The organism is Streptomyces sp. enrichment culture (assembly GCF_964272895.1).
GTDB lineage: Bacteria > Actinomycetota > Actinomycetes > Streptomycetales > Streptomycetaceae > Streptomyces.
This window is the reverse complement of the sequence record NZ_OZ186832.1, coordinates 5,340,293-5,353,857: the sequence shown is the minus strand read 5'-3', so window position 1 is coordinate 5,353,857 and position 13,565 is coordinate 5,340,293. Positions and strand designations below refer to the sequence as shown.

Sequence of the window (13,565 nt, the reverse complement as noted above, 5' to 3'; positions counted from 1 at the left end):
AGGGAGAGGTTTCCGCGGGGGGACCGCGGAGGGTCCGCCGGGTTACTGCGGGGGGTTGCCGTGCTTGCGGGAGGGCAGGTCGGCGTGCTTGGTCTGGAGCATGGCCAGGGAGCGGATGAGGACTTCGCGGGTCTCGGTGGGGTCGATGACGTCGTCGACGAGGCCGCGTTCGGCCGCGTAGTAGGGGTGCATCAGCTCGGCCTTGTACTCCTTGACCATCTTCTGGCGCATGGCCTCGGGGTCGTCGGCCTCGGCGATCTGCCGGCGGAAGATGACGTTGGCGGCGCCCTCGGCGCCCATCACGGCGATCTCGTTGGTGGGCCAGGCGTAGGTGAGGTCGGCACCGATGGACTGGGAGTCCATGACGATGTACGCACCTCCGTATGCCTTCCTGAGGATCAGGGAGATCCGCGGCACGGTGGCGTTGCAGTAGGCGTACAGCAGCTTGGCGCCGTGGCGGATGATTCCACCGTGCTCCTGGTCGACGCCGGGCAGGAATCCGGGTACGTCCAGAAGGGTGACGATGGGGATGTTGAAGGCGTCGCACATCTGCACGAACCGGGCGGCCTTCTCGGACGCCTCGATGTCCAGCACACCCGCCAGCGACTGCGGCTGGTTCGCGACGATACCCACGACCTGACCGTCCAGCCGGGCCAGCGCGCAGATGATGTTCCGCGCCCAGCGCTCGTGGACCTCCAGATACTCGCCGTCGTCGACGATCTCCTCGATCACCTTCGCCATGTCGTACGGCCGGTTGCCGTCCGCCGGGACGAGGTCGAGGAGGACGTCGCTGCGGCGGTCGACCGGGTCCGAGGACTCGACGCGCGGGGGGTTCTCCCGGTTGTTCTGCGGGAGCAGCGACAGCAGGTAGCGCACTTCGGCGATGCACGTCTCTTCGTCGTCGTAGGCGAAGTGGCACACGCCGGAGGTCTCGGCGTGCACGTCCGCGCCACCGAGCCCGTTCTGGGTGATCTCCTCACCGGTCACCGCCTTGACCACGTCCGGGCCGGTGATGAACATCTGCGAGGTCTCACGGACCATGAACACGAAGTCCGTCAGCGCGGGCGAGTAGGCCGCACCGCCGGCGCACGGACCCAGCATCACACTGATCTGCGGGATCACACCCGAAGCCCTGGTGTTGCGCTGGAAGATCCCGCCGTAACCGGCGAGCGCCGAGACGCCCTCCTGGATACGGGCACCCGCACCGTCGTTCAGCGACACCAGCGGAGCCCCGGCCGCGATGGCCATGTCCATGATCTTGTGGATCTTCGTCGCGTGGGCCTCACCCAGCGCACCACCGAAGATCCGGAAATCATGCGCGTACACGAAGACCGTCCGGCCCTCGACCGTGCCCCAGCCGGTGATCACACCGTCCGTGTACGGCCTCTTCGCCTCCAGACCGAACCCCTGCGCCCGGTGCCGCCGCAACTGCTCGACCTCCCGGAAGGACCCCGGGTCCACCAGGAGCTCGATCCGCTCCCGCGCCGTCAGCTTGCCCTTCGCATGCTGCGCCGCCGTCGCCTTCTCACTCGGCCCGGCCACCGCCTGCGCACGGATCTCGTGCAGCTCGGCGACCCGTCCGCGCGCGTCGGTGGGCTCACCCGTCGTCTCTTCCAAAACGGTCATGTAGTGACCTTACGAAGGGCGGCAAGGAATGCCAGCCGTCGACTCCGTACAGTCTCCGGAGCGTTTTCCTGGTAGCACCGAACAGAACCGGGGCGGCATGCAGGCGTTCCGACTGCTCAGGGGGCATGTGCTCTGTGGGGGTTCCACAAATCCCCGCGGGAGAGTCCGCTCACATCACCGTAGGCCATTCGCGGGGTCCTCAGGACACACCCACCCACACTGTTGAACTTTGAACGGAATAGGTCTACCGTCGTCTCTGTTGATGTCGTTGAAGATTCAACAGAAACAGCTAGGAGCACATCATGGGCATCTTCGGCCGCAAGGACAGCACCCGGACCGCCGCCGCCACGGACACCACCGGCGCCGCCGCCGTGAACCCGGAGCTCGCCGCGCTGACCGGTGACTACACGATCGACGCCGCGCACACGACGATCGGCTTCGTCGCGCGCCACGCGATGGTGACGAACGTGAAGGGCAAGTTCCTGGACTTCTCCGGCTCGCTGCACCTCGACGGCACCGACCCGGCCCGGTCCAGCGCCTCGATCGACGTCAAGATGGAGAGCATCGACACCGGCAACGCCGACCGCGACGGCCACCTCAAGAGTGCCGACTTCTTCCGGACCGACGAGTTCCCGACGATGACCTTCCGCTCCACCAAGGCCGAGGCCCTCGGCGGGGACGACTACCGCATCACCGGTGACCTGTCGATCCTCGGCGTCACCCGGCCGATCACCATCGACCTGGAGTTCAACGGCGCCGCGAAGGACCCGTTCGGCAACGAGCGCGTCGGCTTCGAGGGCAAGGCCGAGCTGCTGCGCTCCGAGTGGGGTCTGACCTGGAACGCGGCGCTGGAGACCGGCGGTGTCCTGATCTCCGACAAGATCAAGCTGCACTTCGACATCTCGGCGATCAAGAACGCCTGACGCCCCCGGCCGCCCCGCAGGCCCCCTGAGCGCGCCCGCCCTTCGACTCCCCCTGAGGAGGGCGGGCGCTCGGCGTGTCAGGAGCCTTCCAGCCCGGCGACCGCCGCGGACACCCGGGCCGCGCGGCTCTCGGCGGTACGGGCCCGCAGGACGCCCAGCATGACCAGGTACCGGTCCGTCCGGCCGAGCCGCTCGAAGGCCGCCTTCGCGCGCGGACTGGCCTCCAGGGCCCTGACCAGGTCCTCCGGCACGGCCGCGGTGCGCTGCGACTCGTAGGCCGCGTCCCAGCGCCCGTCCGCCCGCGCCGCCGCCACCTCCGCGACGCCGCCCGGGCGCATCCGCCCCTCGGCGGTCAGCTCGGCGATCCGCCGCACATTGACCATGGACCACAGGCTGCCGGGCCGGCGGGGGGTGATGTGCTGGAGGTAGTGGGTGGCGTCGAGCGCCCTGCGCCGGCCGGTGATCCAGCCGTGGCACAGCGCCATGTCGTTGACCTCGGCGGCCGTCACCGAGGGCAGTCCCGAGCCCTTCTTGGCGACCTTCACCCACAGGCCGGGGTGGGGCGCGGGGTGCCGGGACAGCCAGGCGTCGAGGTCGGCGGCGGTGTCGAACGGGAGGGCGTCGTCCGGAAGGCTCATGACAGCACCGTAGGCGGGATACAGGTCAGTTCCTGTCCTCTTTCCGGCCCGCTCACAGCGACCTCCCCGCCGCCCGCTCCACCGTCCGCCCCGCCACCCCGCCAGGGCCCCGCCCCGCCTCGCTCAGAACCCGCCTCCGAAGTCCCCTCCCCCGCCGAAGTCCCCGCCGCCTCCGTAGTCGCCGCCCCCGAAGCCACCGCCGAAGTCGCCGGTGTCGAAGTCCGCGCCCGAGACGTCGCCGCCCTCGTAACCGCCGCCGAAGTCCCCGTAACCGGCGCCGTAGTCGGCGGCGTAGGCGGGGCTCGCCATGGCGCTGCCGAGCAGGGTGCCGATGAGGAGGCCGGGCAGGATGCCGCCGCCGAAGTAGCCGCCTGCCCAGGGGCCGTAGGCCGGTCCGGCGTCCCAGTAGGGGCGGCGGCCGGAGAGGGTGTCCACCTCGCGGACGAGGGGATCGAGGCCGTCGGCCAGGCGTGCCTGGTCGGCGGCGCACACCGGGACCTCACGGGTCGCTCCGGCCGGCGGTGTCCACTCGACGTCCGCGACCGAGGGGCCGTGGCGCGGGTCGAAGAAGCACGGCGGCCGGCGTTCCGGCAGCGGCCTGCCCTCGCGGCGGGCGGCCAGGCTCGCCAGCGAGAACCGGCCGTCCTCCAGCGCCTGCGTGACCGCCCGCACGTCCTCCGGCCTGCGGGCCTGGTCCATGAGCCGTTTGGCCTGCTCATAGGCGTCGAGGGCGTGTTCGTAGTCGCCGCGCATGGCGTCGTCGGCGCCCGGTTCGGCGGGGTGGAAGTCCAGGCGGTCCAGCTCCTCGCCGAAGGCGGTGATGTCCTCGTCGACGACGACCCGCAGCTTCGCCAGCGCCTCGCGCTGGGCCTCCTCGTGGCGGCGCCGCCTGCCGCGGACGAGGGCGTAGGCGCCCGCGCCGCCGGCCGCGAGGACCGCGCCGACGGTGACGAGCGTGCCGGCCGTGGCCCCGGCGTCGTCGCCGGAGCTCCAGCTCGAGGGCGCCGAGCCGCCGATGTTGGCGAGGGCGCGGTCGGTGAAGGCGTTCAGCTGGGTGACGGGGTCGTCCTCGCCCTGCACGCTGCGCACCAGGTTCTGCACGGCGGACGGGGGCAGGACGGACGAGTCGGCGCGGGCGTCGAAGCGGTCGCCGACGCGGACGGCGTACAGACCGGTGATCCCGGTGGCCGTACGCAGGTCCTGGAACAGGTTCTCCGTGGGCTGGTCGGCGGGCAGAACCGCGATGAACACCGGCTTGTCGGCGTCCTTGATCTGCTTCTCCAGCACCTCCGCCTCGGTCTGCGGCAGCTGGTCCTGGGCGGCCGGGGCGACGAAGACCGGGCTCTCACGGAGGCCCTGGGCGATCGTCGAGACGTCCGTGGCCGCACCGGCGGGCGAGGCGCCCGCCGTCAGAAGAGTCAGGACGGCGAGCGCCAGCGCGATCAGCAGACCGGCGGGCCCTCGGGTCGATGGCGCGACCTTCATACCATCGAAGCTACCCGAAGGCACCCGAACCGGTCATATATTCACGTTGCAGAATTCCGGCCTCCGCGGTTCTCCGCGGGTGCGGGGCCTCCGGTCTCCGCGGTGCGAGGATCCGGGTCTCCGCGGTTCTCCGCGGGTGCGGGGACTCCGGGTCTCCGCGATGCGAGACCGCGGTCTCTACGGTGCCGCGACTCCCGCCGCTCGGCAGGCGGCCGTCAGTTTCGCCACGGCGGCCCCGTAGCGTCCCGTCAGCGCCAGGTGTTCGGCCTCGGCGAAGGGCTTGGCCGAGGCGGCGGTGAGCCGGGTCCCGATCTTCTGCTGGGTGATCAGGCGGGCCTTGGTCACCAGCGCGCGGCCCGCCTCCTCGGCTCCGGCCCGCTCGGCCGCGGCCGCCGCGATGCCGAGCGCCTTCAGGGTGGCGGTGCCGCCGCCGGGGACCTCGGTGAGGGTGGTCAGGCCCCAGCCGTAGGGGAACTGCGGGTCGTACGCCGTGTCCCCGACGTTGATCGGCAGCTGTGCCTCGGACTTCGGCCAGGTGACGGGCAGCTGTCCGGTGAAGGGCCGGCGGCCGTAGAGCACGTCGGCGACTCCGGCGCCCTCGGTGCCGGGCAGCCAGGACGCCACCAGCGCGTCGATCTCGCCGAGCCGGTCGCCGAGCAGCTGCGGGCGCCCGGAGACGATCAGCACCGCACACCTCATCGCCGCGCAGACCTTGTCCACGGCCGCCTTGTCGGCGTCGGAGAGCTCCAGGTCGTGGCCGTTGCCGACGTCGCCGACGCCCTCGGCGTACGGGGTCTCGCCGACCACGACCACGCCGACGTCGTGCCCGGCGGTCGGGGCGGAGGCGTCCTTCGACCAGGTGATGTCCCCGCCCGCCTCGCGCAGGCCCTCCAGGACGGTCGTGCCGGGCGTGATGTCGCCGGAGGCGCCCTGCCAGGTGATGGTCCAGCCGCCGGTCTGGTTGCCGATGTCGTCGGCGTTGGACCCGGCGACATACACCTTCTGGCTCTTCCTCAGCGGCAGCAGCCCGCCGTCGTTCTTCAGCAGCACCTGCGACTTCGCGGCCGCCTCCCGGGCGACCGCCCGGTGCGCGGCGGAACCGATCCGCGCGGCGCCGCTGGTGTCCGCGTACGGCTTCTCGAACAGGCCGAGCCGGAACTTCTGGGTGAGGATGCGGGCCACGGCGTCGTCGATCCGCGCCTGCGGCACGCGCCCGGCGCGCACCTCGTCGATCAGCGTCCTGCGGAAGTCCCGGTAGGCGTAGGGCACCATGATCATGTCGAGCCCCGCGTTGACGGAGGTGCGCACGTCGGAGGCGAGGTCGCCGGGGATCTGGTCGATGGCGGCCCAGTCGCTGATGACGAAGCCCTCGAAGCCCATGCGGTCCTTCAGGACGCCGTTGATCATGTCGGCGCGGGCGTGCATCTTCACCGGTCCGCGCCCGTCGCCGATCAGGTCGAGGGAGGAGTACGACGGCATGACCGTGCCGACGCCGCGGTCGACGGCCTGCTGATACGGCGCCAGGTGCACGGCCTCCAGCTCCGCGCGGGTGACCTCGGTGACGCCCTGGTCGATGGTGTAGGTGCCGGTGGTGGAGGAGCCGTACCGCGTCCCGCCGTCGCCGACGAAGTGCTTGGCGGTGGCGAGGACCTTGTCGGGGCGGTCCAGGTCCTTGCCGTTCGCCCGGCCCTGGAGGCCCTGGATCACCGTCTCCATCGCCTCGACGAGCGCCGGGTCCTCGCCGAACGCCTCGTAGGAGCGCCCCCAGCGTTCGTCTCGGGTCACGCACAGGCAGGGCGCGAAGTCCCAGGGCACCCCGGTCGCGCGGACCTCGGCGGCGGTCACCTCGCCGGTGCGGCGGGCGAGACGGGGGTCGCGGGCGGCGCCGATGCCGATGTTGTGGGGCATGACGGTGGCGCCGGCCAGGTTGTTGTGGCCGTGCACGGCGTCCACGCCGTAGATCAGGGGGATCTGGAACCGGGTCGCCTGCGCCCGCAGCTGGAACCCGTCGATCATCTTCGCCCACGCCTCGGCCGTGTTCGGGGTGGGCGTGGATCCGCCGCCGGACAGCAGCGAGCCGAGCCCCTGGTCGGCGATGTCCGCCGGGTCGGCGGCGACGGCGCCGCGCTCGGCCTGGGTCATCTGCCCGGCCTTCTCCTCCAGGGACATCCGGGCGAGGAGGTCGGCGACGCGCCGGCCGACCGGCAGCTTCGGGTCGAGGTACGGCAGTCCGTGCGCGTCGACGACGATCCGCGGGTTCTCGGCGGGGGCCTTGGCGCCGGTGACGGTGAGCGTCAGCGGGATCGTCTCGGCGTGCTCGGCGGAGCCGTCCTTGAGGGTGGGCACCCGGATGCCGCGGGTGGTGCCGGAGGGGGTGCCCGCGGGGAAGGTGACCGTGCCGCTGACCGGTGTGAAGTCCTTGCCGGGCTGGGCGGTGCCGGTGGCCGCGGTCTCGTAGGCGACGGTCACCGGTTCGTCGGTCGGGGCGGCGCCGGTGGTGCCGACGGTGAGCTCGACGGTGGCGGTGGCGCCCTCGCCGACGGGGTGGACGGCGGCGTCGGTGGTGACGGAGACGCGCCTGGACTGGTCGGCGCGGCCGTAGAGTTCGACGCCGTCGAGGGCGAACTCGCCCTTCAGGCCGACCGGAAGGGTGACGGCGTACCCCCAGATCTCGTCGAGTCCGAGGATCTGGTCGATGCCGCCGACGGGCTGGTAGTCCGTGCGATAGGTGAACGCGCCGAACGGCAGCTCGATCTGCTTCCAGCCGGTGAAGTCGTCCGCGAAGGACGTCGTCCACAGCTCGGACGCCTCGCCGTTCACGCCGCCGTCCTTCAGCTCGAACGCGATCCGCCGGCCGGTGCCGTGCCCCTCCCACCACAGGCGTACGCCCTGGTGGGCGGACCAGTCGTGCGGGGGCTCGGCGAAGGCGAAGTCGTGGGTGAAGCCGCCCCAGCCGCTGATGTCGTAGATCCCGGCGAGCACCTTCTCGCCCTCGGGTGCGTCCTCGCGGGGGTCGAGCCGCAGGGCGGGGTGGTCGTCGTTGTCGCTGCCCCAGGTGAAGAGGCCGCCGGCGGGGGGCTCGGCGAAGGGCACCTCGCCCTCGAAGCGGTCGACGGGGACGGGGGCGGGGTCGGCGGCCGCCTGGGCGGACGGGGCCGCGTGGGCGGCCAGCGGGAGCAGACCGGTGAGGAGGGTGGCGCAGGCGAGCAGGGCGGTTCTTCGCATGGAACGGAACCTCGACTCTCGTCACGGCTTAGATCACGGCGTGAGTTAACTGGTGCCCGCTACTGGCGTCAAGACTTCACGTCAGAACTGGTACGCGAGCAACCGGTAGCCGGATCTGGGGCGTTGTCGCTTCGGAAGATGAACGCGCGAACCCTTGACGCGGTCACCCGGCCGTCATTTACTCACGGCTCGCACGCCTCCCCACCCCCACCCCAGAAGGGCGGCGCACCATGAGGAGATCCATCCGGCTGCTGCTGGCCGGGCTGCTGACGACGGCCGGTTTCACCGCGGCGACCCCCGCGCAGGCCGCGGGCGAGCAGGTCGGCGTATGGCTGACGACCACGGACGACGCGGGCGGACGGCATGTGGTCCGCGGGCTCCAGCCCCAGACGCCCTTCGCCTTCCAGCCCGGCGCCGGAGGCGGCGGCGAGAACATCACCGTCGACGAGAACACCCGCTACCAGACCTTCACCGGCGGCGGCGCCTCCTTCACCGACACCGCGGCCTGGCTGATGGACGGCAGCGGAGCGCTGTCCCCGGCGACCCGCGACGAGACCATGCGCAAGCTGTTCTCGCCGACGGAGGGCATCGGGCTGTCCTTCCTGCGCAACCCGATGGGCGCCTCGGACCTGGCGCGCTACGGCTACACCTACGACGACATGCCTGCCGGGCAGACGGACCCGGACCTGTCGGAGTTCTCCCTCGCCCACGACCTCCAGGACGTGGTCCCCCTGACCCGGCAGGCCCGTCAGCTGAACCCGGCGCTGACGGTGATGGCCTCACCGTGGACCGCGCCGGCCTGGATGAAGGACAGCGGGCAGCTCAACGGCGGATGGCTGAAGGCGGAGTACTACGGGACGTACGCCTCCTACTTCGTGAAGTACCTCCAGGCGTATCGCGACCAGGGCATCCCGGTCGCCTATGTGACCGCGCAGAACGAGCCGACGTGCTGCGCCGGGTACCCCTCGATGAGCTGGAACGCCTCCGGTCTGGCCTACTTCACCAAGAACGAGCTGCTGCCGAAGCTGGCGGCGGCGGGCCTGCCCACGAAGGTGCTGGCGCACGACTGGAACTGGTCGGACTACGACGCCTACGCCGCCCAGACGGTGGACGACCCGGCGATCCGCTCGCACCCCAACTTCGGCGGCATCGCCTGGCACGGCTACGGCGGCGACGTGGCCAAGCAGACGGCGGTGCACGACCGCCACCCCCAGCTGGACGCCTTCGGCACGGAGCACTCGGGCGGCACCTGGATCGCTCACCAGCAGCGCGAGGACATGATGAACATCATCGACTACACGCGCCACTGGGCGAAGTCGGTGACGAAGTGGTCCCTGGCCGTGGATCAGAACATGGGCCCGCACAACGGGGGGTGCGGGGTGTGCACGGGGCTGATCACCGTGCACAACGGGGACGCACGGCACGGGCAGGTCGACTTCACCGTCGAGTACTACACGATGGGCCATCTGACCAAGTTCGTCCGGCCGGGGGCCCAGCGGATCGCCTCGACGGCGTCGGCCGCGGTGCCGAACGTGGCGTGGCGCAATCCCGACGGTTCGAAGGCGCTGATCGCGTACAACGACGCGACGTCGGCGCGGACGGTGACCATCAACTGGGGCTCCCAGCACGCCACCTACACCCTGCCGGGGCGGACCTCGGCCACCTTCACCTGGTCCGGGACCCCGTCCGGCGGCGCCGACCGCACGGGCGCCTTCGTGGGGCTCGCGGGCAAGTGCCTGGACGTCGCCGGGGGTTCGGCCGCCAACGGCACGGCGGTGCAGCTGTGGAACTGCAACGGGACGGCGGCCCAGCGGTGGACCGTGCGGGCGGACGGGTCGGTCCAGGCCCTCGGCAAGTGCCTGGACGTGACCGGGGGTTCGGTGGCCGACGGGGCGAAGGTGCAGGTGTACGACTGCAACGGGACCGGCGCCCAGCGCTGGTCCTACAACGCCGCCACGGGGGACGTGGTGAACCTCGCCGCGGACAAGTGCCTCGACGTCACGGACAACTCCCCGGCCGACGGCGCCCGCGCGCAGATCTGGAGCTGCACAGGCGCCGCCAACCAGAAGTGGAGGCTGGGGTGAGCTACTGCGCGGGTGTCACGCCCGCCCGCAGCAGCCCGTAGGTGTAGGCGTCCTCCAGGGCCTGCCACGACGCCGCGATGACGTTGTCCGCCACGCCCACCGTGGACCACTCGCCCGCGCCGTCGGTCGTGGAGATGAGGACGCGCGTCGTGGACTGGGTGCCGTGGACGCCTTCGAGGATGCGGACCTTGTAGTCGACGAGCTCCAGCTTGGCGAGCTGGGGGTAGATCTTCTCCAGCGCCACGCGCAGGGCCCGGTCGAGGGCGTTGACCGGGCCGTTGCCCTCCGCGGTGGCGACGATGCGCTCGCCCTTGGACCAGAGCTTCACGGTGGCCTCGTTGGCGTGGGTGCCGTCGGGGCGGTCCTCCACGATGGCGCGCCAGGACTCGACCTCGAAGTAGCGCAGGGGCTTGCCGCCCTGGGCCTCGGTGCGCAACAGCAGTTCGAAGCTGGCGTCGGCCGCCTCGTAGGTGTAGCCCTTGAGCTCGCGCTCCTTGACCCGCTCCACGACCCGGGCGACCAGCTCGCGGTCGCCGCCCAGGTCGACGCCGAGCTCCTTGCCCTTGAGCTCCACGGACGCGCGGCCGGCCATGTCGGAGACCAGCATCCGCATGGTGTTGCCGACCTGCTCGGGGTCGATGTGCTGGTAGAGGTCCGGGTCGACCTTGATCGCGGAGGCGTGCAGGCCGGCCTTGTGGGCGAAGGCCGACAGGCCCACGTAGGGCTGGTGCGTGGAGGGGGTGAGGTTGACGACCTCGGCGATGGCGTGGGAGATCCGCGTCATCTCGCGCAGCCGGCCCTCGGGCAGCACCTTCTTGCCGTACTTCAGCTCCAGGGCCGCGACCACCGGGAACAGGTTGGCGTTGCCGACCCGCTCGCCGTAGCCGTTCGCCGTGCACTGGACGTGGGTGGCGCCGCCGTCCACCGCGGCGAGCGTGTTGGCGACCGCGCAGCCGGTGTCGTCCTGGGCGTGGATGCCGAGGCGGGCGCCGGTGTCGGCCAGCACCGTCGAGACGACCGCCTGGACCTGGGCGGGGAGCATGCCGCCGTTGGTGTCGCAGAGCACGACCACATCGGCGCCGGCCTCCGACGCCGTACGGACGACGGCCTTGGCGTACTCCGGGTTGGCGCGGTAGCCGTCGAAGAAGTGCTCGCAGTCGACGAAGACGCGGCGGCCCTGGGACCGGAGGTAGGACACGGTGTCCCGCACCATCTCCAGGTTCTCCTCCAGCGTGGTGCGCAGGGCCAGCTCCACATGCCGGTCGTGGGACTTGGCGACCAGGGTGATGACCGGGGCGCCGGAGTCGAGGAGCGCCTTGACCTGGGGGTCCTCGGATGCCTTGGCACCGGCGCGGCGGGTGGCGCCGAAGGCGACCAGCTGGGCGTGCCGGAACTCGATCTCCTGCTGGGCGCGGGCGAAGAACTCGGTGTCGCGGGGGTTGGCGCCCGGCCAGCCGCCCTCGATGAAGCCCACGCCGAACTCGTCCAGGTGCCGTGCGATGGCCAGCTTGTCGGCGACGGTGAGGTTGATGCCCTCCCGCTGGGCGCCGTCACGCAGGGTGGTGTCGAAGACGTGGAACGAGTCGTCGAGTTCGCTGGTTGCCGAATCGGTCGCGGTCATGATCTCAAGGCTCCTGTTGGTGGATCTACGGTCTTACCGGAATGACCGGCTCCACCGTCCCCCCATGGTCCCTCACGCTGGTGCTCCCCGGCTGCGGGTGGGCCAGAAAAGCGAAAAACCTCTCGCGGGTGCGAGAGGTCTGCGCGCGGGTCGAGGACGACGGTGTCCGCCCGTACCTGGTCGTACGAGGCGGTCACTGCGGACCGGCGCGCCTGCTGCCAATAATCATGGCGAACGAGAGCACGGGGGCAGTCTGGCACAGACCGCCCCCGCCCGACCGGGGTGTCTCAGTATGCGAACCCTCAGCTGAGAAGGTTCTCCTCCAGAAAGTCCCGTACGTGCCCGAGGATCATGGCCCGGTCGGTGCCGCGCAGGCCGATCGCCACATGGATGGAGAAGCCGTCCAGCAGGGCGCGCAGCCGCGCCGCGAAGCGGTCGGGGTCGACCGGGCGGAACTCCCCGCGCGAGACGCCCTCGGCGATCAGGGCGACGAGGTCGCGGTGCCATACGCCCTCGATGGCGGCCTGCCGGTCGCGGGCGTCGTCGTCGGCGTTCTGCGAGCGGTTCCAGACCTCCAGCCACAGCGTCCAGTGCGGGTCGCGGTGGCCGTCGGGGACGTACAGGTCGACGTAGGCGTCCAGGCGCTCACGGGCGCCGCCGGTGCGGGCGAGCAGCCGCCGGCGCTCCTCGCCCAGCCGGCTCTCGCTCCACTCCAGGGTCTGCAGCAGCAGCTCGTCCTTGGAGTGGAAGTAGTAGAGGAGGTGGCCGCTGCTCATCCCGACCTCGCGGCCGAGCGCCGCCATGGTGAGCTTCTCCAGACCGCGCTCGGCGATCATCTCCATGGCGGCGGCGAGGACGTCCTCGCGGGGCGGTGCGTTCTTCCGCGCCCGGGGCGCACCGGCCATCCCTGGCTCCTCCGGCTCCGCTAGATCTTCGGCTGCTGCTGGGTGATGCAGTGGATACCGCCGCCACCCGCAAAGATCGTACGTGCGTCCACCAGGGTCACCTCCCGCTCGGGGAAGAGCCTCCGGAAGATCCCGGCCGCGACCTCGTCGTTCGGGTCGTCGAAGGCGCAGAGCACGACGCCGCCGTTGCAGAGGTAGTGGTTGATGTAGGAGTAGTCGACCCAGTCGCCCTCCTCGTCGCGCAGGACGGTCGGGGCGGGGACCTCGATGACCTCCAGGGGGCGGCCCTGGGCGTCGGTCTGGGCGCGCAGGATGTCGACGTACAGCTGGGAGCGGGCGTGGTCGGGGTGGGCCGGGTTCTGCTGGCTGTGCACGAGGACCGTGCCGGGGCGGGCGAAGGCGGCGACGATGTCGACGTGGCCCTGGGTGCCGTACATGCCGTAGTCGCCGGCGAGGCCGTGCGGGAGCCAGATGGCCTTGGTGGTGCCGAGCTTGGCGTGGATCTCGGCCTCGACCTGCTCGCGGGTCCAGTCGGGGTTGCGGCCGGAGCCGAGCTGGACGGTGTCGGTGAGCAGGACGGTGCCCTCGCCGTCGACGTGGATGGCGCCGCCCTCGTTGACGAGGGGGCTGCTCAGCACCGGCACCCCGGCCAGGTCGGCCACATGGCGGGCGATCTTGGAGTCGTGCTCCCAGCGGGCCCAGTCCTGGGCGCCCCAGCCGTTGAACACCCAGTCCACGGCGGCCAGCCGGCCCTCGGCGTCCTTCACGAACGTCGGGCCGATGTCCCGCATCCACGCGTCGTCCAGCTCCCGCTCCAGCAGGTCGATGTCCGGGCCGAGCAGCTCGCGCGCGGACTCGCCCTGGCCGGGGCCGTGCACCACGGTCACCGGCTCGAAGCGGCGTACGGCACGGGCGACGGCCGCCCAGGCGGCGCGGGCCTCGGCCAGCTCCTCGGCGTTGGTGAAGGTGGGGTTGGGGCCCGGCCAGGCCATCCAGGTGCGCTCGTGCGGGGCCCACTCGGGGGGCATGCGGTAGGTCATCGACAAGTCCTTGAGGGA

General features: G+C 71.4%; 9 protein-coding genes. 2 read left to right on the top strand and 7 right to left on the bottom strand.

Features of this window, described 5'->3' with window-relative positions; translation table 11 throughout:
- Nucleotides 1–42: 42 nt before the first annotated feature.
- Entirely contained in the window at nt 43–1,626 is a 1,584-nt protein-coding gene (locus ACSU6M_RS24240; protein WP_437072286.1) for an acyl-CoA carboxylase subunit beta, read from the bottom strand.
- A 302-nt stretch (nt 1,627–1,928) separates the two neighbouring features.
- Here ACSU6M_RS24240 and ACSU6M_RS24235 point away from each other — a divergent pair, with 302 nt between their 5' ends.
- Nucleotides 1,929–2,549: a YceI family protein gene (locus ACSU6M_RS24235; RefSeq protein WP_437072285.1), complete on the top strand. Its 621-nt coding sequence runs from the start codon at nt 1,929–1,931 to the stop codon at nt 2,547–2,549.
- 77 nt (nt 2,550–2,626) lie between these two features.
- Here ACSU6M_RS24235 and ACSU6M_RS24230 read toward each other — a convergent pair whose 3' ends face one another.
- The 3 genes from ACSU6M_RS24230 to ACSU6M_RS24220 all read right to left on the bottom strand — a co-directional run bounded on the left by ACSU6M_RS24230 (nt 2,627) and on the right by ACSU6M_RS24220 (nt 7,897).
- Nucleotides 2,627–3,187 (bottom strand): YdeI/OmpD-associated family protein, encoded by a 561-nt coding sequence (locus ACSU6M_RS24230; RefSeq protein WP_437072283.1) that lies wholly within the window; start codon nt 3,185–3,187, stop codon nt 2,627–2,629.
- A 123-nt stretch (nt 3,188–3,310) separates the two neighbouring features.
- Complete coding sequence (locus tag ACSU6M_RS24225) at nt 3,311–4,672, bottom strand: hypothetical protein (RefSeq protein WP_437072282.1); 1,362 nt, start codon at nt 4,670–4,672, stop codon at nt 3,311–3,313.
- 177 nt (nt 4,673–4,849) lie between these two features.
- Nucleotides 4,850–7,897, bottom strand: a complete 3,048-nt coding sequence (locus tag ACSU6M_RS24220; protein WP_437072280.1) for a glycoside hydrolase family 3 protein — start codon at nt 7,895–7,897, stop codon at nt 4,850–4,852.
- 230 nt (nt 7,898–8,127) lie between these two features.
- Here ACSU6M_RS24220 and ACSU6M_RS24215 point away from each other — a divergent pair, with 230 nt between their 5' ends.
- The gene (locus tag ACSU6M_RS24215; protein WP_437072278.1) at nt 8,128–9,981 is read left to right on the top strand and encodes a ricin-type beta-trefoil lectin domain protein; all 1,854 of its coding nucleotides are present in this window, start codon (nt 8,128–8,130) and stop codon (nt 9,979–9,981) included.
- 1 nt (nt 9,982) lies between these two features.
- On the opposite strand, the gene cimA is transcribed toward ACSU6M_RS24215, so the two are convergent.
- From cimA to ACSU6M_RS24200, 3 genes are all read right to left on the bottom strand, one after another.
- On the bottom strand, nt 9,983–11,602 hold the full coding sequence (gene cimA, locus ACSU6M_RS24210) for a citramalate synthase (protein WP_437072277.1): 1,620 nt from the start codon (nt 11,600–11,602) through the stop codon (nt 9,983–9,985).
- Between the two features lie 302 nt (nt 11,603–11,904).
- Nucleotides 11,905–12,507, bottom strand: a complete 603-nt coding sequence (locus ACSU6M_RS24205) for a TetR/AcrR family transcriptional regulator (RefSeq protein WP_437072276.1) — start codon at nt 12,505–12,507, stop codon at nt 11,905–11,907.
- A 20-nt stretch (nt 12,508–12,527) separates the two neighbouring features.
- Nucleotides 12,528–13,547: an agmatine deiminase family protein gene (locus ACSU6M_RS24200; RefSeq protein ID WP_437072274.1), complete on the bottom strand. Its 1,020-nt coding sequence runs from the start codon at nt 13,545–13,547 to the stop codon at nt 12,528–12,530.
- Nucleotides 13,548–13,565 lie beyond the last annotated feature (18 nt).